General features: G+C 37.3%; 22 protein-coding genes. 10 read left to right on the top strand and 12 right to left on the bottom strand.

Translation table 11 applies throughout. From position 1 onward, the window contains the following. Positions 1-2: 2 nt before the first annotated feature. The gene (locus WG904_RS18950) at positions 3-1136 is read right to left on the bottom strand and encodes a hypothetical protein (RefSeq protein ID WP_339580924.1); all 1134 of its coding nucleotides are present in this window, start codon (positions 1134-1136) and stop codon (positions 3-5) included. Positions 1137-1246: 110 nt separating this feature from the next. Between WG904_RS18950 and WG904_RS18945 the strand changes: the two genes are divergently transcribed. Further along, positions 1247-2542 (top strand): sensor histidine kinase, encoded by a 1296-nt coding sequence (locus WG904_RS18945; protein ID WP_339580923.1) that lies wholly within the window; start codon positions 1247-1249, stop codon positions 2540-2542. Here the strand turns inward: WG904_RS18945 and WG904_RS18940 are convergent, their stop codons facing one another. From WG904_RS18940 to WG904_RS18910, 7 genes are all read right to left on the bottom strand, one after another. Continuing rightward, positions 2543-2902 (bottom strand): response regulator, encoded by a 360-nt coding sequence (locus WG904_RS18940; protein WP_339580922.1) that lies wholly within the window; start codon positions 2900-2902, stop codon positions 2543-2545. 50 nt (positions 2903-2952) lie between these two features. Further along, complete coding sequence (locus WG904_RS18935; protein ID WP_339580921.1) at positions 2953-3333, bottom strand: DoxX family protein; 381 nt, start codon at positions 3331-3333, stop codon at positions 2953-2955. A 43-nt stretch (positions 3334-3376) separates the two neighbouring features. Continuing rightward, positions 3377-5080 (bottom strand): FAD/NAD(P)-binding protein, encoded by a 1704-nt coding sequence (locus WG904_RS18930; protein WP_339580920.1) that lies wholly within the window; start codon positions 5078-5080, stop codon positions 3377-3379. A 70-nt stretch (positions 5081-5150) separates the two neighbouring features. After that, the gene (locus WG904_RS18925) at positions 5151-6209 is read right to left on the bottom strand and encodes an NAD(P)-dependent alcohol dehydrogenase (RefSeq protein ID WP_339580919.1); all 1059 of its coding nucleotides are present in this window, start codon (positions 6207-6209) and stop codon (positions 5151-5153) included. Between the two features lie 2 nt (positions 6210-6211). Further along, complete coding sequence (locus WG904_RS18920) at positions 6212-6577, bottom strand: VOC family protein (protein WP_339580918.1); 366 nt, start codon at positions 6575-6577, stop codon at positions 6212-6214. Between the two features lie 41 nt (positions 6578-6618). Beyond that, positions 6619-6972, bottom strand: coding sequence for a SnoaL-like domain-containing protein (locus WG904_RS18915; RefSeq protein WP_339580917.1), 354 nt, complete (start codon positions 6970-6972; stop codon positions 6619-6621). An 84-nt stretch (positions 6973-7056) separates the two neighbouring features. Continuing rightward, a complete protein-coding gene (locus WG904_RS18910) occupies positions 7057-7692 on the bottom strand; it encodes a YceI family protein (protein WP_339580916.1) in 636 nt (211 codons plus the stop codon). 250 nt (positions 7693-7942) lie between these two features. Here WG904_RS18910 and WG904_RS18905 point away from each other — a divergent pair, with 250 nt between their 5' ends. The 5 genes from WG904_RS18905 (at position 7943) to WG904_RS18885 (ending at position 11800) form a co-directional block, all read left to right on the top strand. After that, positions 7943-8794 (top strand): helix-turn-helix domain-containing protein, encoded by an 852-nt coding sequence (locus tag WG904_RS18905; RefSeq protein WP_339580915.1) that lies wholly within the window; start codon positions 7943-7945, stop codon positions 8792-8794. Positions 8795-8847: 53 nt separating this feature from the next. Next, positions 8848-9849, top strand: coding sequence for a tryptophan--tRNA ligase (gene trpS, locus WG904_RS18900; protein ID WP_339580914.1), 1002 nt, complete (start codon positions 8848-8850; stop codon positions 9847-9849). A 90-nt stretch (positions 9850-9939) separates the two neighbouring features. Next, complete coding sequence (locus WG904_RS18895) at positions 9940-10554, top strand: deoxynucleoside kinase (RefSeq protein WP_339580913.1); 615 nt, start codon at positions 9940-9942, stop codon at positions 10552-10554. Then, a complete protein-coding gene (gene kdsB / locus WG904_RS18890) occupies positions 10555-11265 on the top strand; it encodes a 3-deoxy-manno-octulosonate cytidylyltransferase (RefSeq protein ID WP_339580912.1) in 711 nt (236 codons plus the stop codon). Positions 11266-11269: 4 nt separating this feature from the next. Further along, positions 11270-11800, top strand: a complete 531-nt coding sequence (locus WG904_RS18885; RefSeq protein WP_339580911.1) for a hypothetical protein — start codon at positions 11270-11272, stop codon at positions 11798-11800. Here the strand turns inward: WG904_RS18885 and WG904_RS18880 are convergent. Then, complete coding sequence (locus tag WG904_RS18880) at positions 11789-14659, bottom strand: triple tyrosine motif-containing protein (RefSeq protein WP_339580910.1); 2871 nt, start codon at positions 14657-14659, stop codon at positions 11789-11791. The genes WG904_RS18885 and WG904_RS18880 overlap by 12 nt on opposite strands. Before the next feature lie 253 nt (positions 14660-14912). On the opposite strand from WG904_RS18880, the gene WG904_RS18875 reads away from it, so the two are divergent. Genes WG904_RS18875 through WG904_RS18860 form a run of 4 tightly spaced genes read left to right on the top strand, consistent with a single transcriptional unit; the run spans position 14913 to position 21890 of the window. Continuing rightward, on the top strand, positions 14913-18011 hold the full coding sequence (locus WG904_RS18875) for a SusC/RagA family TonB-linked outer membrane protein (protein ID WP_339580909.1): 3099 nt from the start codon (positions 14913-14915) through the stop codon (positions 18009-18011). A 13-nt stretch (positions 18012-18024) separates the two neighbouring features. Continuing rightward, positions 18025-19533 carry a RagB/SusD family nutrient uptake outer membrane protein gene (locus WG904_RS18870; RefSeq protein ID WP_339580908.1) on the top strand — a complete coding sequence of 503 codons (1509 nt, stop codon included), beginning with the start codon at positions 18025-18027 and terminating at the stop codon, positions 19531-19533. A gap of 21 nt (positions 19534-19554) precedes the next feature. Beyond that, the gene (locus WG904_RS18865) at positions 19555-20967 is read left to right on the top strand and encodes a PKD domain-containing protein (protein ID WP_339580907.1); all 1413 of its coding nucleotides are present in this window, start codon (positions 19555-19557) and stop codon (positions 20965-20967) included. Positions 20968-20975: 8 nt separating this feature from the next. Further along, positions 20976-21890, top strand: coding sequence for a glycoside hydrolase family 16 protein (locus tag WG904_RS18860; protein ID WP_339580906.1), 915 nt, complete (start codon positions 20976-20978; stop codon positions 21888-21890). A gap of 24 nt (positions 21891-21914) precedes the next feature. On the opposite strand, the gene WG904_RS18855 is transcribed toward WG904_RS18860, so the two are convergent. The 3 genes from WG904_RS18855 to WG904_RS18845 are packed head-to-tail and all read right to left on the bottom strand — an operon-like array spanning position 21915 to position 23136. After that, on the bottom strand, positions 21915-22247 hold the full coding sequence (locus WG904_RS18855; protein ID WP_339580905.1) for a hypothetical protein: 333 nt from the start codon (positions 22245-22247) through the stop codon (positions 21915-21917). Positions 22248-22249: 2 nt separating this feature from the next. Next, complete coding sequence (locus tag WG904_RS18850) at positions 22250-22783, bottom strand: RNA polymerase sigma factor (RefSeq protein ID WP_339580904.1); 534 nt, start codon at positions 22781-22783, stop codon at positions 22250-22252. 5 nt (positions 22784-22788) lie between these two features. Continuing rightward, on the bottom strand, positions 22789-23136 hold the full coding sequence (locus WG904_RS18845) for a DUF6249 domain-containing protein (protein WP_339580903.1): 348 nt from the start codon (positions 23134-23136) through the stop codon (positions 22789-22791). Between the last annotated feature and the right edge of the window lie 14 nt (positions 23137-23150).

Raw genomic sequence — 23150 nt, 5'->3', positions numbered from 1 at the left:
AATCACTTTACCAATTCAAACGCTTTTTTTCCATCCCCTACCCATTTGTATTTGAAAATAGTTGTTTGTTGCTGTCCGTCTTTTGTTTTCAAATCGTGAGAAATATAGAATAATCCATCCCCTATTGGACATAAACCTGTTGCTCCATATTTAAATTTCCAGCCTCGAATGCCCGAATTTTCATCTTTCGGTCCGTCTGCCAACAAAGAAAGTGTTTTCACTTTTATAGTTTTATTATCCGAAGGAATGTAAGTATCCACGGGCCTCTTCTTGCCATCAATTACAAACAAATCGTAATTTGGAAATTCTTTTTTAGCTCCTTTATAAACTGCGGCAAAAAAATTCCCACTATAGCTATCATAGGCTAAATTTTGGATACCATAACGAGTATTCCCCGTTTTTAAAAAATACTTGTTAAGGGGTTTTTGGGGACCCGAGTGATGCAATTGGTCTTGTGACAGATTTTTTGCATATTTCCACCAATCTGTAACATCGTATTGCAATATAACCTGATGATCATTATCATTTCTAGTCGTATCGCCATATACTCCGTAAGCTACATATAGAAACTTTTTGGCAGCATTCGCACTTCCTATTTCTGGCGCAAATGCAACGCCATCTATCCCCGAACAGGCAAAACGGTGGACCATTTCTTTATTCCCCACATTCACATTTGCCACATAATCATCAACAGCTTCTTTAATGTAAACGGTCCGTATTAAATCTTCTTTTTCGGCATTCATATTCTCGCGTATTATTCGCGATCCATCAAATATGGCAATATAAAAACCATCCTCATTAATGGCTTTAATCCCTAATTCCTTTTGTATCCCCTTACCAATTGCATCATTTTTGTATTCTAAGGAGCCGTAAATTTTTCCATCATCTGCCAAATCTAAATCTCCTAGGTGACCAACAAAACCAGTTACACTACCAATTACTTTACCAGAAACATCCATTTTCACCAGTTTATTGGTAAAAGAAAAATACACGTAGCCTCCAACCTTATCAACTGCCACCCCCTGCACATGAAATTCTCCCTGCTTTCCTGAATACAGCGAATCAGGTAGTTTTATCGTTTGCGATTTTGCAGTGAGTGCAGTTACAAGTAGTAGTAAATAAATTAAGTTTTTCATTCTTTTTTTCGTATTGTTAAAGCTATGAAATATTTATCTACCTATAGGCAACCATATCTTTCTAATTTATTTCTTTCTTTGTAGTATATAAGAAATCTATAGATTTATTCATGCCGAAATTTAATTACAGAAATCATAATTTAAAAAACAATTTTTGGCGCAAACTAATAGGAAGTCCTGATGAGTTTCCATTAGAAAGCAGAATATTCCATTCCATTAGTGCTGGATTAATTGTATTGGCTTCGTTATATGTTCCTTACAATCTCTATGCTAAACTTTACTTCGGTTCGCTATCGGCACTTGTATTTGGTTTATTCTTTTCTTACCAGTATTATCATTCTAGATTTCGGGGTAAGCCACATAATAATATAATATTCGGTTTAGCCGGCATTGTAATATTTGGCCTCAATTATTTTACCAACTCGGGAATAGACGGTTCTACCGATTTAATATGGCCTGCTTACCTACTATTGATATTTGCAATCTCTCCTTACCGACAACATATAATCTGGCTAATTGTGTATTTGATAGGTTTTATAATCATCCACACCATCGAATTTTATTTCCCCACTTTGGTTAAACATCCATTTATTGCAGGTAAAGGGCAATTTATCGATCGCATAACAGCATTTCCATTACCTGTTATTTTAACATATCTCATCATTAAATTTATTAGACGGAGTTATGACGTAGAAAGGAATGCCACAGAAGAAAAAACCTTAGCCCTTGAGAAAAGTAATATCGAAAAAAGCAAGTTAATGTCTATCATCTCGCACGACCTGCGTACCCCTTTATTAAACATCCAAAATTACCTTGCTTTAATGAATGAAATAGATAGTTTAGAGCGCCCTGCATTAGAAAAAGAGCTATTAAATTCGACCAACAATGCTGTGGAAATGCTTTCCAATTTGTTGCATTGGTCAAAATCGCAACTAACGGGTACTAATGTGCAAATGATAAAAGTAAACCTCCTCGAGGTATTGCTAAATACGTTAGAGATGGAAAAAACACATGCACTTAAAAAAGAAATAGACTTTAGTTATACTATTCCTCCCAAGCTAATGGTAACTGCAGACGTAGACATGCTTCAACTTGTGGTGCGTAATCTACTTAGCAATGCTATAAAATTTACATCCAACAATGGAAAAATTACTATCGATGCTCAATTGATAGCTAATGAATGCAGGCTAACGGTTAGTGATAATGGAAAAGGTATTCCGCAAGATAAAATAGAAAATATTTTCTCTGTAAAAGCAGAGCCTTCGTATGGCACAAATAACGAAAAAGGCGTTGGCTTAGGTTTGGTTTTATGTAAAGAGTTTATGGAACACCAAGGTGGCAGGATAAGCTTTGAAAGTAAGTTAGACGAAGGTTCTAGTTTTTTTATTTTTTTGCCAGTGAAATAATTAATCCGTTAGTTCATTCGCTAAACGAATAACCTCATCAAAATCAAAAGGCTTGGGCAGATAATGATCTGCCCTTGCTACAATTTGATGCAGCTTTTGGAACGTTAAAGAAGCAGTCATAAGTACAATTTTGATTGAAGCAAGTGTGGTGTCGGCCTTGAGCCTCGAACATATTTCCATTCCATTCTCTCCATCGAGCATCACATCCAAGAAAATGAGCTGAGGTTTAAATTTTTCGATTACCGAATAGATATCTACCGCGGTAGTCAATGCCATTACCCGAAACCCTTCGTCTTCAAGCAAAAAAGTAAGGAGTTCTAAATGTTCCCTATTATCGTCAACCAGCAAAATCGTTTTCATTAATGGGGATTAAACCATAAAGGTAACAATTTTCATGCCGTCACTCGAGCTTACCTAACCATAGGAAGATATTTTTCTCTATTTTCGAAAATTACCCACAGATTTATAGCAAATAGAACTAAAGCGATTGGCAAATTAGACGGGGCTACTAGTGTGTGCGTTAATAGAATTCCTACCATTACGGGAAATATTACAATCGCCCCTAATGCTCGTGTTTTGGGAAGAATAAAAAGTATACCCCCTATAATTTCAGCAAAACCAATCAGCGGCATTAACCAAGAAATTTCCATAAATGCACCCATATCTTTCATCATCTCTGCAGGTATGGCCTTCGGATCATAAGGCATGTAGTTTAAAAACTTGTTTAGCCCTGCATTTATAAACATCAAGCCAAATAGAAGACTTAGTACGAAGAGAATTTTCTGTTTCATTATAATTTTTAATTTAAAAAACTAATTTAAGGTTTATTTTTATTTAACCTAACATCCTTCCAACAATCCGTTTAGAAGCCTCTTCACAGAAATCTAATCCCGAATAATCAGGATTTAATCCGCCCATATAAGGAACCGCCATCATATAAATACGATCGCTGTAGGCACCATAAGAATCCAACACCTGAAAGCTATCATTTATAGCGATACCCGAAACATGCAAATAATACGTTCCATCCTCTCCCTTTTCTACTTCTTTTTTTCCACTTTCGAAAGCCAATCTCCCCTCCTCTTCCGATTTGAAACGTAGGCGTGCTGGACTAATGGTTTTATTCGTAAGCATGCTTTTAAATGGGAATTGCGAGTAATTTAGATGAGGTTGCCCTACACAGTCGATATAGGTTGGGTAATATTTACCATGATAAACTGCCCCTCCGTTTTCTCGCTCAGGTACAACTTCGCTATCTTCGCCAACAGCTACCAACTCTAAAGCACCCGCTTGGTGTAACGCCAGTAATTCTTCACAAGAACTTTGCGGAACGTACGCAATTACAATCGAAATTAATGGTAATAAGGTATGCTGTAGCCTTTGCATATCTTCAGCAGATAAGTATTTTGCTGGATAATTCATGGCAAAACTTAGCACACCAAGCATTTCCTTCCAATAAATAGTTTCTTTTCGCTTAATCGATTTAGCGGCTTGTACATATTCTGCACTTAAGAGTTGAAAAGGATCTAATTGTTCGCGAAGTTGCATCATTTCGGCCACAAAATCTTCTAGTTTCATGCCCTTAATCTGCTGGTAGAATTCATTGTCCTTTTCCCTAAAAATTTCAATAAAATCTTTTTCAAACAAGTAATCGAGCGACAAAAATCCATCGTTTTTTTTAATATGTGCTGCAATTTCGTCAGCACTTAGCAACGAATCATTCGATAAATGAGAGTCTTCAAGATGAAACCTGACAGCTGGCAACATCCCACTTCTAGAATGCATGCTAATTTTAAAGTTAGCGCTGTGTTCAAAAACTTGGTAAGTTAAATTTTGATCTTCATTTTTAAAAAATGTTCCATTACTTCTCGCAATAGTACGAATGGCATCAATTGCCGTAAGCGAAGAGCCTCGTATGGCTACATTATGATTCAGGTGTAAGTTCAGTTTAGCTGGTGGATAAGGGGCATCGAAATACCTAGGCACATCTCCTTCGTGTTTCTTTGGCCAATGATGCCCGGTACATATAATTACGGCATCAAATTTCAAAATTCCGATTTCTTTTACAGCCACCCATGTTTCGTTTAATTCGGGCTTATCGATAACATCTTCTACATGGCATTCTAAATGAACGGCAGTTTTAATATCAATTGATTTAGCCTTTTCAAGTAAAAGGTCGAACTGAGCCGTTAGATACATCCCAAAAAACAAACGGGGAAGCACCTTATATTCATTAAAATTATCAGGATCGATGTGATACTGATCTAGAATTTCGCGAGGTACTGTTTTTGCCCATTCGGCAATGGAGGTAACGAGCTCCGGAATTTCGTTTTCAGAAACATTCGTAATGTGTTCGTTGTTTGCACCACAACTGCTATAGGGCATGCCAGCTCCTAGACGACTTCTTCTTTCAAAGATGTCTATTTCAATATCCTTATTCTTAGATGCGAGTAACCTTTGAAATAAAAATAGCCCACTGGGTCCTCCGCCAAGTATGGCTATTCTCCTTCTTTTTGTTTGTCTATTTGGCGTTATCATTTTCCAATTTTATTCTCGGATGATAACAGCAACAATGAGATTATGTTTGGACACGAACAAAATTAAATCGTTAACCGTTCAACGTTCCCATATCTATCACAAAACGATACTGTACGTCACTTTTTAACATACGATCATAAGCCTCATTTATCTCGTCCATCTTTATTAATTCAATCTCAGAAACAATACCGTGCTTACCACAAAAATCGAGCATCTCCTGGGTTTCGGCAATACCACCAATAAGAGAACCAGCTACCGATTTCCGTCCCATAATCAACGGAACCGTATTTAGCACAGGGTCTAGCCCACCCAAATAACCAACTAAAACTATGGCACCATTAAGATTTAGTGTTGGAATATAAGGATTTACATCGTGTAAAGAAGGAACTGTATCGATAATTAAATCGAATTTACCTTTAACGCTCGCCATATGCTCACTATCAGTAGAAATAATTACCTGATCTGCACCCAAATCGAATGCATCTTTTTGCTTTTCGGGAGATCTTGAAAATAAGGTAACAGATGCACCAAGTGCTTTAGCTAGCTTAATCGCCATATGGCCCAATCCACCTAAACCTACAATCGCAACTCGACTGTCTTTTCCCACATTCCAATGGCGTAAAGGCGACCAAGTGGTGATACCTGCACAAAGCAAGGGAGCTACAGCAGCCAAGTTGAGGTTTTCAGGAACTTTGAGTACAAAATGCTCATTTACGACAATTGTAGCAGAATAACCGCCAAATGTTCGACCTCCCAAATATTTATCCTTCCCATTGTACGTTCCGGTAAAACCAGGTATACAATATTGCTCTAAATCTTGCTTACAGCTTGCACATTCTCTACACGAATCGACCATGCAACCTACCGCAGCAATATCACCAATTTTAAATTTGTTTACTTTAGGGCCTACCTTTGTTATTCGCCCAACAATTTCATGACCTGGCACCGCTGGATAAACGGTACCTCCCCAATCATTTCTTGCGGTATGTAAATCAGAATGGCATACCCCACAATACAAAATTTCGATTTCGATATCCGTAGCGGTTACTGTTCTGCGTTCAATTTTTATTGGTTTTAAATCGGCGGTTTCCGATAGTGTACCGTATGCTTTAACTTCAAATTTTTCCATGATTATTTTTTAAACGCCCCAAAATGCCAAAGTATTCCAGAAGGATCGTGCAAGAAACACTCCCTTCCCCAATAGTCATTTCGAACAGGGATGAGTTTTACATTTACATATTTAGCAGGTAGGTTTAATGCCAAAAGTTCTTCATAATAGCGATCAACATCATCTACTTCAAGAAATAGCATGGTATTATCAATCCAGTCTTTAACATATGCCCTTTGTAAGTAAAAACTGATATTTCCCGTTTCAAAAACGCACATATCGTGCGATAAAAGAGTTTCTTTAAAACCTAGTTCACGATAAAACTGTCTTGAAATCTCGAAATCTTTAGCGCCAATAAATGGTCGGAGCGATAAGGCCTTATGCTGCATTTTTAAAGGTATAGAATTAACCAAATATAGGCTTTAATCTTCTACATATTATAAAAAAAGCTATCAGTAATAATCTTTCCGTCTCTTACTTCGTACACGCAGATCTCGCTCATGGTTATCCTTCCGTGCTCTTTGTAAGTGGCGTCGATATCCATAACACAGGCAAAATGATCTAGGGCAATAAGGGGATCAGAAATAATAGAATGATGTATTTCTTCAATGCTTGCTTCAAATTTCTCTGTTTTTGCTTTTACAGCTTCAAAACCTTCGGTAGTGTCTGAATTATTTGGTTCCTTACTAATTATATTTTTATCATAAAGCTCATCAATAGCTTCATGAAATCTCCCTTCGCGACAAAGTTCAACTAATCTGTTGGCAACTTCTTGTGTGCTCATAAAATTGGTATTAAATAAAAAAAAGACTATCTTTTATTTAACAACTCATATCCTTTTAAGTTTAAGAATATGCTAATTATTTTCTCATTTTTTGATAAATACCAATCTCAATACAATCGGAATTTCATCTTCTATCATTTTATCTTTAATACCTCCAAGAAACTGATCGGTTATACTCGTTGCTTTCTCCTGATGAATACCCCATTTTACCCTATCTATTGTTAGATTAGCATTGGCTAATAGTATATTTCCATTTTGCTTTATGGTAGCAAGAAATGATATGGGATGCTTGGTTTTCTTGATAGTTAAATCACCATCTACCCTATATTGAGAAGATACAGGTGTTGGCATAATAGTATGTATAGAAATGAGAGATGCTGGATATTTTGAAGTTTCAAAAAATGCACTTCCATTTAACTCTTTCTCAATACCGTTATTTTTTGCGTTATCTTTATGTTCAGTACTTTTAATACTTTTCATATTAATGTTAAACATGCCATCGCTAAGTTTACCCGCAACATTGGTACGAAGCCAGCCTAAGTTAAAAAGCAGATAGCCATAGTGTTTGGTGCCAATGGTTTTTGTTCCCTTCCAAAACAGTTTGCTTTGCTTTATATCGAGTTGGTAGGTTGCCGATTGGGCAAAAGTTAAAAAAGAGGCCAATAAAAGGGTTAAAACCAGAAACGCACCTAAAGCCGATTTACGTTGTGTTTGAATCATAAAACTAAGTTTAATTTAAATCACAAACCTAAATGGTTAGCGCAGCATTAACCGCGTTTTTGATGTAAAAAGAAATGTAAAATTTGTAAATTCAGCAGCTATTATAGTTAAACAAGGTCCTAATGTGTAATTTTATTGAACTTAACCCTTAAATTTGTTTAGCTTATTTTCTTACCATTAAGATAGAAGAGTTAGCTGTAAGATGTTGAATCGAAGATATCATCTTTCTGATAGGGTTTAATTTATTTTTATGAAACGAAAAATCATTTACATTTTTGCCACACTATCGCTCTTAACCATTACCTTGTTTTGTGCTTTTAGCATAGCTGATGATGACAGTTTCGACTTAGCAAAGCAAGAAATTAGATTACGGAAAATTGGGCACGAACTCCTGTTACAATCTGGAGATAGCCTTTCTCGTGTTTTTCCAGTAAAAAAAATAGCAGAGAACGAATATAGGCTTACGTTCGAAAACGAATTTAGCTTTAAATCCGATTCATTAGTAGCTATTGTTAAACGTTCGTTAGCAAGCAACAGCTTAGGGAACGATTACCTTGTTAATGTAGTGAGTTGCGATAAAAAAGAGGTAGTTTTCGGCTATGCCATTTTGGGAAACATAAAAGACGATATCATTGCCTGCACGGGTAGGTATCAACCTAAAAATTGTTATTACATCAACATTAAATTTCAAAGTACAGGAATGAGTACCCGACAAAAAGGTTATTTATTAGGAAGTTTACCTTGGCTAGCATTTGTGGGTTTGCTGATTACAAAATCAGGAAATAAACCAACCCAAGTTCCCTTAAAAACTGTACGGTTGGGCAACACTGTATATAATGAAGTTGATAAAACAATTAGTATAGAAGGAATAAAAATAGCGCTTACGTTAAAAGAAAATAAATTGCTTTCCATATTCGCAAAATCACCTAATATAATGGTAGAAAGAAGTCGTCTCCAAAAAGAAATCTGGGAAGACGAAGGCGTTATTGTAGGCCGAAGCCTCGATGTTTTTGTTTCGCGATTAAGAAAGAAATTAGAGGATGACACCAGCCTACAATTAATTAACATCCATAATAAAGGGTATAAGCTAGAGGTTCATTAGCTAATGTGCTAATTAGCTAATAAGCTAACGAAAAAATTTCTTAATTTCGACCCATGATCAAAGAAACAGTTGTGAGCGGGATTCGTTCTACCGGAAAATTGCACATTGGAAATTATTACGGCGCCGTAAAAAGCTTTGTACAAATGCAACACGAGTACAATTGCTATTTTTTTATAGCCGATCTACACTCGTTAACCACCCACCCTACGCCACAAGATTTACATGGCCACGTAAAGGATGTGTTGGTCGAATATTTAGCCTGTGGTATCGATCCAGAAGAAACTACAATTTATATTCAATCAGACGTTCCAGAAATTGCTGAGCTTTATTTGTATTTAAATATGAATGCCTACATGGGCGAACTAGAACGGAGTACTTCGTTTAAAGACAAAGTTCGTGCAAATCCCGATAATGTTAATGCAGGTTTATTAACTTATCCTGTATTAATGGCAGCAGATATTTTAATCCACCGTGCCACTAAAGTGCCCGTAGGTAAAGATCAAGAACAGCACCTAGAAATGGCCCGAACATTCGGTAACCGATTTAATCGTTTATACCAAAACGAATATTTTCCTGAACCGTATGCGTTTACCTATTCGAAAAGTTTAGTAAAAGTGCCAGGTTTAGATGGAAAAGGCAAAATGGGTAAATCTGAAGGCGAAAATAACGCTGTTTATTTATCCGATAGCCCAGAAATTATTCGCAAAAAAGTATTAAAAGCGGTTACAGATGGTGGACCTACCTCCGAATTTCAAGAGAAGCCAGAAGCCATACAGAATTTATTCGACTTGATGAAAATTGTATCATCAACCGATACCCTAACCCATTTCGAGGAACAGTATAACAAAATGGCCATTAGGTATGGCGATTTTAAGAAGCAATTGGCCGAAGATATGATCGTAACCACTACACCAATGCGCGAAAGAATTAACGAAATTGCTGCTGATACAGCTTACCTTCGTCAAGTAGCCAAGCATGGGGCCTTAAAAGCAAGAGAAAGCGCACAAAAAACAATACGAGAAGTAAGAGAAATTATTGGTTTTAAAAGTTTTTAATCTTTAGATTTGAGACATGAGACATTAGATATGAGATTTGGCAACTCTTTCTAACTTCTCACATCTCATATCTCACATCTAAATAGAAGTATGCACATAGCAATTGTTGGAAACATTGGCGCAGGTAAAACTACACTAACTGGTTTACTTGCCAAAAATTATGGATGGGAAGCGCTTTATGAAGCCGTAGATAATAATCCTTATTTGGAAGATTTTTATAGCGATATGAAACGTTGGAGTTTTAACTTACAGATTTATTTCTTAAACAGCCGTTTTCATCAAATTGTTGAAATAGAAACCAACAAAAGAAATGTAATTCAAGATCGTACCATCTATGAAGACGCCTATATTTTTGCAGAAAATCTTCACGAAATGGGTCTAATGACCACTCGAGATCATGATAATTACAAAGCCATCTTCGAAAATATTACCTCTTTTATCAAGCCACCCGATTTATTGGTGTATTTGCGCGCTTCGGTACCTACATTGGTTAACAATATCCAACGTAGAGGAAGAGAATATGAGGCGAGTATTCGTATCGATTATCTTTCTAAGTTAAATGAAAAGTACGAAACTTGGATTAAAAGCTATAATTCAGGTAAGTTACTAATCTTAGATAAAGACAAATTAGATTTTACGAATAACCCCGAAGATTTGGGAATAATAATTCAAGCCATAGAAGCAGAAATTAATGGACTTTTTTAAATGAATAGTCTAGGCATCATTCCTGCCCGCTATGCTTCAACCCGCTTTCCGGGTAAACCCTTAGTAGATATAAAGGGGAAGACCATGATACAGCGGGTATACGAACAATCGATGCTCGCTAACCTAAATAAAGTAGTGGTGGCTACAGACGATGAAAGAATAGCTGCAGAAGTAACTCGTTTTGGAGGCGAGTTTGTAATGACTGCATCATCACATCAAAGTGGTACCGATCGCTGTGCCGAAGTGGTGAAAAACCTTCCAGGTTATGATATAGTGATCAATATACAAGGCGATGAACCTTTTATCGACCCCAAACAAATTAACCTCATAAGCGATTGTTTTGACGACAAAAATGTAAAATTGGCCACCTTAATCAAAGAAATTCATAGCGAAGAGGAATTATTTAATCCCAATATTCCCAAAGTAGTAGTTGGCAACCAACACCAAGCGCTTTACTTTAGTAGACACCCAATTCCCTACCTTCGCAATCCTACACACCTTCATCAATATTATAAGCATATTGGCATTTATGGCTACAAAACGTCAACTTTATTAGAAATAACTCAACTTACTCCATCAACTTTAGAACTTGCCGAAAGTTTAGAGCAGTTAAGATGGATTGAAAATGGGTACCAAATTAAAACCAAGCTAACCGATATCGAAACTATAGCTATCGATTCGCCAAACGACCTACTGAAAATAAATTTTTAAAGATATGAACCGTGTCTTTTTTTTAGTTGCTATAGCTTTTTCTCTTTTCATTGCATGCAATTCTACTTCAAACTCAAAAGGCACTGGCGATTCATTGAAATTTGAAAAAACCACCACCACTCCATTTACCGATACCGTTAAACTAGACTCCTTTAACGTTTCTTGGCAAGGTACAACCACCAAAGGCAGTGCAATTGTCTTCAAAATAATCTCTTATAAAGGTGAAGAAATTTATCATACCAGCATTAATGCAGATGAGCTCTTAAAAGCAAACGAAAACTTAAAAACAGAAGCCGATAAAGTAAATTTCTTAAAAAATGAAGTCGCCTACTTTTTTGACGAAGAACATTTTCTATGGCCAGCAGTGTTGCCTACCGAAAAACCCGATAAAAACGTACCCGACAACGTTTTTTACGAAGAACTTAAACACACGCAGTTAAATGGTTTTAATTATCGTTTAGGAAGAGAGGCAAAAGTTTACATCGCATGGTCGGCAAAAGAAAATAAAGTGAAGATATATTATCTACTTAAATAAAAAATCAAATAAATTAATTTCAGGTGTAAGACCTAATTTTTTTCTTAAGCGATAACGACTAACCTCAACAGCTCTTGGTGTAATATTTAACAATTGAGCAATTTCTTTCGACGACAAATTAAGCTTCAAATAGGCACATAATTTTAAATCATTTGAACTCAAATTGGGGAATCTATCTTTCAAATTACTTAAAAAATTAGCGTGTACATGATCAAAATGGACAGCAAATTGATCCCAATCATGATCAAGCTTCTTTGCCTCATTTAATAATCGAATTACTTTTTTAAGGTCGTCAGCAGCATCGGTATTGGTGGTCTGTTTTACCAAAGGCATCAATTCATCACCTATCTTTGAAAGCAATTTACCACGTTGCACCAAATGCATGGTAGTACTGGCTAATTCCTTATTTTTAAATTCAACATCGGCCTCCAATTGCTCCTTCTCCAACTTTGTAATCATCTGTTCATTACGTTCAATTTCGAGCTGGTGTTGCTGCCGCAACTTATCCTGCTCTTTTTGATGCTCTTTTTCCTGAAATTTCTTTAACAAGTATAAAAGAAACACAAAAAAGATGAAGTAAATTACATAAGCCAGATTGCTTTCGTACCAAGCCGGGTCAATGGTAAAACGGTAACTAACCGGCAGCGATTCGTTACCCAAATTATTTCGTGCTTTAACCGTAAACGTATAGGTTCCGTGTTTAAGATTGGTATAATCTTTCTCACTTTTGCTGCTCCAAGTAGACCAGCTATCTTCAAAACCTTTGAGCTGATAGCTAAACTCTATATTTTCCCTCTGCTCGAATAGTGTAGAACCAAATTCGAAATGTAGCGAATTAAAGGCGTAAGGCAGTTTTGCTAAAACACCACCCTGCTTATGTTCCTTATCAAAATAGCCACCAAACAGAATGCTATCTTTGGCGCCAATAATACTAATTTGGCCTAGTAGCACATTTGGCTTATAAATATTAGCCGCATATTTTTTATAATCCAAATGCAACAGGCCCTTGTTTGCTCCGATAAATATATTGTTATCATCATAGGGATAAATATGCTCAAAGCCAGCTACAATTTGCAACCTCAATTCTGGAAGTTCTACAATAGTAAAACCTTGTTTGTTCGATTTACGACCAAAATCAACCACCCCAACCTTTTTATCTGACACAAACCATAACTTACCTTGCTTATCCTGAACTAAACATTGCAAGGGCAATTTCTTAAAAATAGGACGAAAAAAATTGCTTACATAAAACTTCTTTTTTACCGGATTATACTCATAAATGCCTTGGGAAGTTGCAAAAACAATTTTATCCTTAAGCGCAAACACATAATTGTAAAGTGTTAAGGGCAACCCATCTTCCTCTGTTAATAATGTAGTTTTTATGATATGCTTCTTGTCAGGCGATAGATCCATCTTAAATATCCCCCTATAAGGATGTGACGCCCAAATACAATTAACCTTGTGATCAATCACAACAAATCGGAGTGGCTCGTTTAAGGAAGATAAGTTTCTATTGTTTACAAATTCATTATTTTTAAAATCGAGCATTTGTAAACCCGTATAGGTTCCAGCAATCACCTTATCTTTTCCAATTGGTCGATAAAGCCATGTTCCTAAATCTTTGTACAAAGAAAATGCCTCATTTCCCTTAACATCAAACGCACCATCCTCTTTTGCTAATAAAAGATGTTCATTAATTTCTGTCAAGCCCCAGGTTTGCCCCTTTGTGTTCTTAACCTCTTCAAACTTCGCTTTATTTGCACTGATATCAGATTTGGTTAAACTAATTGGAGCAGAAAATAACCCGTTCGAGGTACCTATATACAGTTTGTTTTCAAAAATCCTACTTGCATAACTCGATATTTGTTTGTTTTTATCCGGATAGATATGTTTAATGGCACTATTAAAGGCAATAAACGAAATTCCATCATCTAAACCGACCCATAAATTTCGATGATGATCTAGTAAAACACTACGTATATTATTATTTAACAAACCTTCGGCGTAAGAAAATTGCTGTTGTAATACGCCATTACGATCTACAATTAATAAGGCTGCAGAAGTAGTACCAATTGCATATAAATTTGGATTAATTTGAATTGCGCAATTTATACGGTCATCATAAAAAATTTTATCCAATTTGGTGGTCTTTTTAATAAGTTTATCACCAACTAATAAAAAAAGCCCATCCTTTAGGGTAGCTAATAATAAGGTATCGCCACTGTAAGGCAAAACAGCGGTAACACCCGAGTTAATTATGCGCGGATCTTTACATCGAACCATCCATTTTCCATCCTTAAAGGTTTTAATTCCAATGTTTATTTCATGGGCGAATAGTTCATTGTTAACCGAACCCATATACACCCAGGTTAACGGGGTATTGTAAACGTCGATTTTACGGTTTAGCAGGCGAAAAATTTTTGTAACTGTTCTAAAATATATGGCGTCACCAACAATATCAATATTCCACACGTCGGCAAATTGCCGATCTAATTTTGGAATTAAAGGCTTAAGCGAATAATAGGTTAGCACCCCATTTTTATTGGGATGATAATAACCAATTTCGTCTTGCGCACCAACAAATATTCTTCCTGTTCGATCAATTTTAACAGACCTCAGGATAGTTTTATTAGGGAATGGATATCGTTTCCAGTAGGTGCCGTTAAAGGTGAGTAACCCTTCGTTGTTTGCAAAAAATAAAACCCCATTTTTATCTTGCGCAATACCCCAGTTCTGTGTACCCGCTCCATAATCAATCCCGCCGTAACTGGTTACTTGAGGTAGCCCAATTGGATCCTGACCTTTTATCGAAAAGGAGAAAAATAGGAGCATTAAAATAAGTAATCGAATACCTTTCATACAACTGGGTCTGAAACCGAAAATATTTGGCACATGAAGATAGCAAAATTTTCAATGTTGTAGTGCACTATTGCGAATTCTTACAAATTATGCAGAAAAAAGTGGCTCTTGTATGGGTATTGTTGTGGCTCGATTTTAGGCTTTTGGTAAATGCATCTCTATATTTGTTCATTCACTATTGCGAAATTAATCGACTAACCATTGATATATAGTAGCTAAAAAACAACCAAAATATAAACTTAAATTATTTGTTATGAAAGGAAAATCTACGTTCATTCTTTTGCTATTTTCCCTATTTTTTTCGGCCAGCTTGTGGGCACAAGAAATAGATGTCTCGGGAAAAGTAACCTCCAAAACTGACGGAGCACCCTTACCTGGGGTTTCAGTTGTTATACAAGGTACAAAAACAGGTGTCGCCACCAATTCAACCGGAGATTTTTCCATGCGTGCTCCAAAAGGAAGTATCCTTGTCTTTTCTCAACTTGGTTTAGCTACACAAACATTTACAGTAGTAGACAGCAAACCGATCTCAATTATTATGGCAGATGAGGTGGGAGACCTTTCTGAAGTGGTGGTTGTGGGCTACGGAACACAAAAGAAAAGTGTAGTTACCGGGGCCATTTCGCAAGTTAAATCATCCGATCTCGAGAACATGCCCATAACGCGTATCGAGCAAGCATTGCAAGGCCGAACATCCGGCTTAACAATTACAACAAGCTCTGGCCAACCGGGTGATGGGGCTACCCTTAGAATTAGAGGTACAACATCCATAAATAATAGCGATGCCCTTTATATTGTAGATGGTGTGCAAATTGGAGGAGGTATCGAATTCTTAAATCAAGCAGATATCGAGTCGATAGAGGTATTAAAAGATGCGGCTTCTGCTGCCATTTATGGTTCGAGAGCCGCAAATGGAGTAGTAATTGTAACCACTAAAAAAGGGAATAAAAATGGGAAGCTGAATGTGAACTACAATATCTATTTAGGTACACAAGCTCCGTCACGAAAATTAGATCTGTTAAACGCTACGCAATACGCAACCTTATATAATGAGGCTCAATTAGCTGCAAACCCAACAGCTGTTCCTCGTTTCACAAATCCATCTGACCTGGGAGTAGGTACCGATTGGCAAGCGGCTGTATTTAACAATAGCGCAAACATACAAAACCACGAGTTAAGTCTAAGTGGCGGAAATGAAAAATCTACTTATTACAGTTCATTCGGCTATTTCGATCAAGATGGCATTGTTGCAACGAGCAATTCAAATTTCAAACGCTTTACCGCTCGTTTCAACTCCGAACATCAGATCACAAAAGGCATTAAATTCGGACAAACCATAGGTTATACACGAATTAATGCTGTAGGCGTAAGTACCAATACCGAATATGGATCTCCGCTAAATAGAGCAATTAATATCGACCCTATTACACCAATCGTCGAAACTGACCCTTTGAAATTTAATTTACCACTATACACAGGCAACCCAGTAGTGCGTAACTCAGAAGGCTTCCCTTATGGTATTTCTTCTTATGCACAATCCGAAATCTTAAATCCGGTAGCCGCATTAGCAGTTGCCCAAGGCCGTTCATGGTCTGACAAAGTGGTGGGAAATGTTTTTGTTGAAGCAGAACTTATCAAAGGACTAAAAATCAAATCGCAAGGCGGTGTAGATTTAGCGTTCTGGGGAGGTGATGGCTTTACCCCTATATACTATCTAAATTCGATTAACCAAACTACAATTACTTCGTATAACAGAAATATTAATAGAGGATTATTTTGGTCGCTAGAAAACACATTAAGTTATACCAAAGCAATTGATAAACACAATTTTACCGCGCTATTAGGCTATTCTGCGCAAAAAAATAGAGGCGAAACACAGGGCGGAACAAAAGAAGGTATTCCAGTTAGCAATATTAAAGATGCTTCCTTACAATTTCCAGTGGCAAGAGCAAATGATGTTTATTATGGAGGTGAATACCTAAATACATTGAACTCAATGTTTGGCCGTTTAACTTATAACTATAATGAAAAGTACCTGTTTACCGGTATCGTTCGTAGAGACGGCTCATCACGCTTTGGTCCGAATAACAAATATGGCTACTTCCCATCTGCTTCAATAGGTTGGGTAGCTAGTAGAGAGGGGTTCTTTCCACAAAGTAATGCTGTTAATTTCTTAAAATTCAGAGGCTCGTATGGAGTTACGGGTAATGATAACATTGGCGATTTCAGGTATCTATCTACTGTAAGCGGTGGTAGAAATTACACGCTAGGCACTTCTGCTGGTTTAAATAATGGCGTTAGTCCTGATGCTTTATCCAATCCAGATTTGAAATGGGAAGAAACTTCACAGCTAAATATCGGTTTAGATGCAACTTTATTTAGAAACTTTACGTTAACTGCAGATTGGTACCATAAAAAAACCAGCGGCATGCTACTGCAAATTGCAGTACCAGGCTATGTGGGTAACTCTGGTCCTATCGGTAATATTGCCGATCTTTCGAACAAAGGTTTTGAACTCGAGTTAGGATTTAATAAAAAACTAGGCGACTTCTCATTTAGAATAGCAGCAAACGGCTCATTATTAAAAAACAACATCGATTTCTTAGGAGATGATAAAGAATTCTTGGGCGGACAAACCGTTACACCTCAGGGATTAGAGGTTACACGTACAAAAGTGGGACACGCCATAGGCTCTTTCTATGGCTTCCAGAGCGATGGCCTATTTCAAAACCAACAGCAAATTAACGATTATAAAAATGCTGCAGGTACGATGATCCAGCCTGGTGCTAAGCCTGGTGATATTAAATTCCGCGATTTAAATGGCGATGGATTAATTAGTGATAATGATAGAGAGATAATTGGAGATCCCACACCAGATTTCACCTATGGTTTAACATTTAACGCTAGTTATAAAGGTTTTGATATGGTTGTACTGGGACAAGGTATTGCCGGCAATCAAATTTTCAATGCCATCAGGCGATTTGATTTACCAACTGCAAACTACACAACAAGCATTTTAAACCGCTGGGTGGGCGAAGGAACAAGCAATGTAACACCACGCCTAACCTTACAAGATGATAACAAAAATTATAGCCGTGTATCGAGTTTATTTATCGAAGATGGGTCGTATTTTAGAATTAAAACCCTACAAATTGGCTACAGTTTACCAGTAGCATTAGTTAAACGAGCAGCGTTAAATAAAATTAGATTCTACGTAATGGCTAACAACTTGGTAACATTTACCAAATACACAGGTTACGATCCAGAAATTGGCGGGGGCAGCTACGGTGTAGATCGTGGCTTCTATCCACAAGCAAGAACGTTCTTTGCGGGTATAAATGTTGGTTTTTAATAATTATAGAATGATGAAAAAGAAATATATAATGGGCACATTCGCAATAGTTGCGATGATGCAAATTTTAGTATCATGTAAAAAAGATTTTCTAGAATTAACTCCTAAAGGAACTGCTTTAGAAGACAATTTCTACAAAAATGAAACCGAAGTAATGCAAGGCATTATCGCAGTATACGATGTTACACAATGGGGAACAACTGGTGGCTATACCATGAAAATGCCTTTACTTAGTGCAGCATCAGACGATTGTTGGGCTGGTGGTAGTAATGCTTCAGACCAGCCAAACTGGGTAGCTTTTGATAATTTTAACATGGATTCAAGAATTGGTCCGCAAGGTGGTTTATGGTCTAAAAACTTTACTGGAATTAATAGAGCAAACTTAATTTTAAGTAAAATTGAAAAGGCAACTGGCTTAAGTACTAACTTCAAAACCAGGGTAACCGCCGAAGCAAAATTCTTACGAGCTTATTTTTATTTCGACCTAGTAAGGCTTTTCGGGAAAGTACCTCTAATCACTACACTTCTACCTACAGAAGATCTGTATAAGCAAGAGCAATCTACCCCTGCACAAATCTATGCACAAATCGAAAAAGATTTGAGAGATGCGTTTCCAGGATTGCCAACAACAATTTCATCAGGCGAAAAGGGTAGAGTTTCTATGGGCGCTGCAAAAGCACAATTAGCGAAAGTACTGCTGTATCAAAACGACAATACCAAGCTCGCAGAAGCAGCCAGTTTATTCGAAGACATCAATAGAATTGGAAATCCATACGGTTATGCCTTGCAAACCAACTACGCCGAGATTTTTAATCCTGCAAACAAATTCAATTCAGAATCGATTTACGAAATTCCACACTCAAATAACGCAGCGTGGTCTGATTGGGGTTGGATTAACGGTGGAGAAGGAAATGTAGGCACACAGTTTATCGGGATGGATAGCTATAATGGAGATACGTTTAGCAGTGGTTGGGGATTTTGCCCAGTTACCGAAGATCTGGTAAATGTAATGAAAAATGATCCACGATTTGCAGCTACCATTATTGATGGTAAAGCTTTAAAAGCCGCTGGAGCAACCTACAATGCGCGTTACCAAAATACCGATTACTTCATTAAAAAATATGCCCCGTTGAAAGCATTTCGCTCTGCTAGCGGTGTGGCCGAACAAAATTGGCCGATTAATGAAATCGAAATCCGCTTAGCAGATACCTATTTGATGCAAGCAGAAGCCTTAGTTAGAAGTGGAGGGAGTGCAACTCGCGCTAAAGAACTACTAGACGCAGTTAGAGCCAGAGTTGGTTTAGCATCAATTCCACCTACACTTGATAACATTTATGCTGAGCGTAGATTGGAATTGGCTACTGAAGGACATCGTTTCTTCGATTTGGTACGTACCGGTAAAGCAGCAGCTGTTTTAGGTCCCGTTGGCTTCAAAGTGGGAAAAAGTGAATTTATTCCTATTCCTCAAACAGAAATCGATGTTACCAAAGGTATCATTAAACAAAATCCTGGTTATAATTAATTATTAAAAGATTATATAGAAATGAAAATATATAAAAATACCATAAAAACATCGCTCTGGCTATGCCTAAGTTTGATGTTAACGTTCATGGCATCGTGCAAAAAGGACGATTCAGTTCGAGCACTTGGTGCGGCTCCCACAGCAGATCAGGTAAAATTCTCTAACACACCTTCCGCTACGAATGCAAACGTAATTACCTTTAAGAACGAATCACCTGGCTTTAAAGCGATATGGGACTTTGGAAATGGTGCTACAGCCGAAGGAAGTACAGCACAAGCCTCCTATCCCCTCGCGGGCACGTATACCGTTAAATTAACGATTGTGACAGACGGAGGCTATGCCTCAAGTACGAAAACCATTACCATAGCCAATACTAATCCTGCTATGTTAACCGACCCAGCGTTCGACTTGCTATCGGGTGGTTTAGCAAATGCTACAGGAAAAACATGGGTTATTGATCAAACGCAACAAGGGCACCTAGGTGTAGGCCCAATTGGTTCCCAATTCCCAGATTGGTATCAGGCAGGACCAAACGAAAAAGCAAGTAATGGCTTTTACGACGACGAAATGACGTTTAACATGAATGCGCTAAAATATACCTATGCAAATAATGGAAATACGTTTGCTAACGCATCTAATGCGCCGGGTATTGGCGGACCAACGGGCTCTGATGATCCAACCGTAAATTACACCCCTCCTACCAATTTAACCTGGTTGGTTACCACAGTAAATGGCAACAAATTTATCACCATTAGCAACAACGGTTTCATAGCTTATTATTTAGGCGTGTCTCAATATCAGATTTTATCGCTAACGGCAGACGAAATGTGGTTAAGATCTGGTGATAAATCAAATGCAGGCAATGCATGGTACTTAAAATTGATTCGAAAAGGATATACCCGCCCAGTAGTTCCCCCTGTTCAAAAACCGATGCAAGCAGCAAACTTAACAGATGATTTCCAAAATACGACCACCTTTACATGGGGCGCTGAGAATATGGATTATGTGAGAGGCTATGATAACCCACTAAAATTGGGAAACACCTCTGCTAAAGTGGGATATTATGAGAAAAGAACCGGAGACGATGGTCAATACGGCAACCTAAATGTAACTTTGCCTTATCGTTTCGATTTAGCGGCTAAAAACAAAATCAGGCTAAAAGTATTCGTTCCGGGAGCTAACGACTTCACCAAAGTGAAGCCAACAGTTTCTGTTAAATTACAGAATTCACTACTTGGTGGCAATGCTTGGCAAACACAAATCGAAATCGTAAAAACCATTTTGCCATCGCAATACAATACATGGGTACAATTAGAATTCGATTATTCAGGTTCATCAGCACAAACGTTATACGATAAAATTGTAGTCCAATTAGGTGGCGAAGGACATCCAAACCCAGGTATCTTCTATATAGACGACTTTGAATTTAAATAAACAAAAACATGAAGTCCAATCGTTCGATTGGACTTCACAAATTTTTTAAAATGATGGTTAGACCTATAAAACAATTGTATTTTCTTGTTGCGCTCTCAATGGGATGTATTTTGTCTTGTCAATCTTGCACATCCAAAAAAGAAGATGAAGCGATTATTCTTCCGCCAAAGGCTGCCGAAGTTGTGGATAAACAATGGGCATTTGAAACCGCAGCGTCTTGGACAGATGAATTCGATTATACCGGCTTACCCGAAACCAGCAAATGGGATTACGATTTAGGGGGATCGGGCTGGGGAAACAACGAAAAGCAATACTATACTAATTCGAACGCAACTGTAGCAGATGGGAAGTTAACCATAACGGCCAAAAAAGAAAACATGAATGGAATGGCCTACACGTCAACACGTTTAGTTACACGAAATAAATTGGATGTACTGTATGGCAGATTTGAAATAAAAGCAAAATTACCTTCTGGTAGAGGTACTTGGCCCGCAATTTGGATGTTACCAACCGACAGAGCGTATGGAGATTGGCCAAAATCGGGCGAAATAGACATTATGGAGCATGTGGGATACGATCAAAATAACGTGCATTTTACAACCCATACCGAAGCCTATTATTTTAAAATTAACACACAAAAAACCAGCACCAAATTAATCTCAGATGCAAGTACTGCTTTTCATCTGTATCGAGTAGATTGGACTCCGTATGCTGTTCGCGGATATTATGATAACACGCTGGTTTTCGAATTTGTAAACGAAGGTACAGGCTATAAAGTTTGGCCTTTCGATAAACGATTTCACCTCTTGCTCAATGTTGCTGTTGGGGGCGACTGGGGAGGTGCACAAGGAATAGACGACACCATCTTTCCTCAAAAACTGGAAGTAGATTATGTGAAATATTTTAAAATGATCGAAAAATAGTAAAAATTAATGCTTTGACAAACTTTAAAAGTTTGTCAAAGTATTTCTAGCTATTTTTTTGTAAACAATAGTGTAAAAACTATTTATAAACAGAAAACCTAAAATAACGGTAGCCGCTTGCCATACAGTCTTTAAGTCCATTCCGCTCACTTCTTTACTAAATGCAGCCAAGCCAGCGCAACACATCCCAAAAAAACAGCCCAACATAAAAAATAGAGAAGCAATATTCCTATCCTTCTTGGTTTTCTCAAGTACAATAGCCTCCTTTCTGATTTCCTGCATCATCCGCTGATCGAAATCACTAAATGGCAATTCCACCAAGCTATTTTTTAGTGCCTTTTCTAACTGATTATCCATGTCTAATCTCTAAGTTTATTAATTACAATTTGAAGGTGCTTTCTAGCTCGGTGCAAGATAACCTTTGTATTTGCCGGTGTCCACCCCGTAATTTCACATACATTTTTAACGCTTTCTTCATCAAGATAAAACAATCTAAGGGCTAAGCTTTCGTTTGGAGGAAGATGTTTTAATCCCTCATTTACCAAATGCACCAATTCCTTTTGTTCAAGATGTAGTATGGTATCCTCGTCAATAATTTCATGTTCAAAATCTGTCATAAATTTCAAAGGCTCTCGTTTTAATTTTCGAAGCATCATTAATGATTCATTGGTCACAATCCGATAAAACCAGGTACTAAATTTAGATTGCTGATGAAACTTACTTAAGCTACTAAAAGTGACAATGAAAGATTTTTGAACAGCCTCTTCTGCTAGGAATTCATCTTTTAGCACCGATAAGGCAATGGTAAAAGCCATATGCTTATAGGTTGTAATAAAATGACTGAACGCTTCTGTATCACCATTTAGAACCTTACGAATGTACACAACATCCATAAGAATTAGTCGTTTTTGCTCGGTCCTGGAGATCGAGTAATAATTAACAGTGCAATTCCGATAAAAATAGCGAATACTGCAAAATATCCACTATCACTAATAAGCGACCTAAGCTCAAGGGCCTCCATTATTTCGATCACAATGGAACCAGCAGCAAAGCCCAAAAGTAGTATGGCTACCTTTCGCAATACCTGACCAATGCTCTGCGTATGCTCTGATGGATTTAACCCTTTTTCAATCATTAACATCAGCTCCCGATGCCGTGCACGCTGCCAAAAGAACCAAGCTAAGAAAAAGCAAAGTGTTACCATAAAAACAAAGGCCATTCCAATGTATTGTTCAATGTCATTCATATTATTAAGTTTAG

Source organism: Pedobacter anseongensis (genome assembly GCF_037482965.1).
GTDB lineage: Bacteria > Bacteroidota > Bacteroidia > Sphingobacteriales > Sphingobacteriaceae > Pedobacter > Pedobacter anseongensis.
Note: the sequence above shows the minus strand (reverse complement) of the source record. Positions and strands in the feature narration are given on the sequence as shown.

What these genes read in the sequence shown, in the direction of transcription:
- WG904_RS18905 (WP_339580915.1), top strand. Translation starts at nt 7,943, where the DNA reads ATGAAACGAAAAATCATTTACATTTTTGCCACACTATCGCTCTTAACC.
- WG904_RS18845 (WP_339580903.1), bottom strand. Translation starts at nt 23,136, where the DNA reads ATGAATGACATTGAACAATACATTGGAATGGCCTTTGTTTTTATGGTA.
- kdsB (WP_339580912.1), top strand. Translation starts at nt 10,555, where the DNA reads ATGAATAGTCTAGGCATCATTCCTGCCCGCTATGCTTCAACCCGCTTT.
- WG904_RS18925 (WP_339580919.1), bottom strand. Translation starts at nt 6,209, where the DNA reads ATGGAAAAATTTGAAGTTAAAGCATACGGTACACTATCGGAAACCGCC.
- WG904_RS18920 (WP_339580918.1), bottom strand. Translation starts at nt 6,577, where the DNA reads ATGCAGCATAAGGCCTTATCGCTCCGACCATTTATTGGCGCTAAAGAT.
- WG904_RS18865 (WP_339580907.1), top strand. Translation starts at nt 19,555, where the DNA reads ATGAAAATATATAAAAATACCATAAAAACATCGCTCTGGCTATGCCTA.
- WG904_RS18850 (WP_339580904.1), bottom strand. Translation starts at nt 22,783, where the DNA reads ATGGATGTTGTGTACATTCGTAAGGTTCTAAATGGTGATACAGAAGCG.
- WG904_RS18895 (WP_339580913.1), top strand. Translation starts at nt 9,940, where the DNA reads ATGCACATAGCAATTGTTGGAAACATTGGCGCAGGTAAAACTACACTA.
- trpS (WP_339580914.1), top strand. Translation starts at nt 8,848, where the DNA reads ATGATCAAAGAAACAGTTGTGAGCGGGATTCGTTCTACCGGAAAATTG.
- WG904_RS18910 (WP_339580916.1), bottom strand. Translation starts at nt 7,692, where the DNA reads ATGATTCAAACACAACGTAAATCGGCTTTAGGTGCGTTTCTGGTTTTA.
- WG904_RS18940 (WP_339580922.1), bottom strand. Translation starts at nt 2,902, where the DNA reads ATGAAAACGATTTTGCTGGTTGACGATAATAGGGAACATTTAGAACTC.
- WG904_RS18885 (WP_339580911.1), top strand. Translation starts at nt 11,270, where the DNA reads ATGAACCGTGTCTTTTTTTTAGTTGCTATAGCTTTTTCTCTTTTCATT.
- WG904_RS18950 (WP_339580924.1), bottom strand. Translation starts at nt 1,136, where the DNA reads ATGAAAAACTTAATTTATTTACTACTACTTGTAACTGCACTCACTGCA.
- WG904_RS18870 (WP_339580908.1), top strand. Translation starts at nt 18,025, where the DNA reads ATGAAAAAGAAATATATAATGGGCACATTCGCAATAGTTGCGATGATG.
- WG904_RS18855 (WP_339580905.1), bottom strand. Translation starts at nt 22,247, where the DNA reads ATGGATAATCAGTTAGAAAAGGCACTAAAAAATAGCTTGGTGGAATTG.
- WG904_RS18880 (WP_339580910.1), bottom strand. Translation starts at nt 14,659, where the DNA reads ATGAAAGGTATTCGATTACTTATTTTAATGCTCCTATTTTTCTCCTTT.
- WG904_RS18915 (WP_339580917.1), bottom strand. Translation starts at nt 6,972, where the DNA reads ATGAGCACACAAGAAGTTGCCAACAGATTAGTTGAACTTTGTCGCGAA.
- WG904_RS18875 (WP_339580909.1), top strand. Translation starts at nt 14,913, where the DNA reads ATGAAAGGAAAATCTACGTTCATTCTTTTGCTATTTTCCCTATTTTTT.
- WG904_RS18935 (WP_339580921.1), bottom strand. Translation starts at nt 3,333, where the DNA reads ATGAAACAGAAAATTCTCTTCGTACTAAGTCTTCTATTTGGCTTGATG.
- WG904_RS18945 (WP_339580923.1), top strand. Translation starts at nt 1,247, where the DNA reads ATGCCGAAATTTAATTACAGAAATCATAATTTAAAAAACAATTTTTGG.
- WG904_RS18860 (WP_339580906.1), top strand. Translation starts at nt 20,976, where the DNA reads ATGAAGTCCAATCGTTCGATTGGACTTCACAAATTTTTTAAAATGATG.
- WG904_RS18930 (WP_339580920.1), bottom strand. Translation starts at nt 5,080, where the DNA reads ATGATAACGCCAAATAGACAAACAAAAAGAAGGAGAATAGCCATACTT.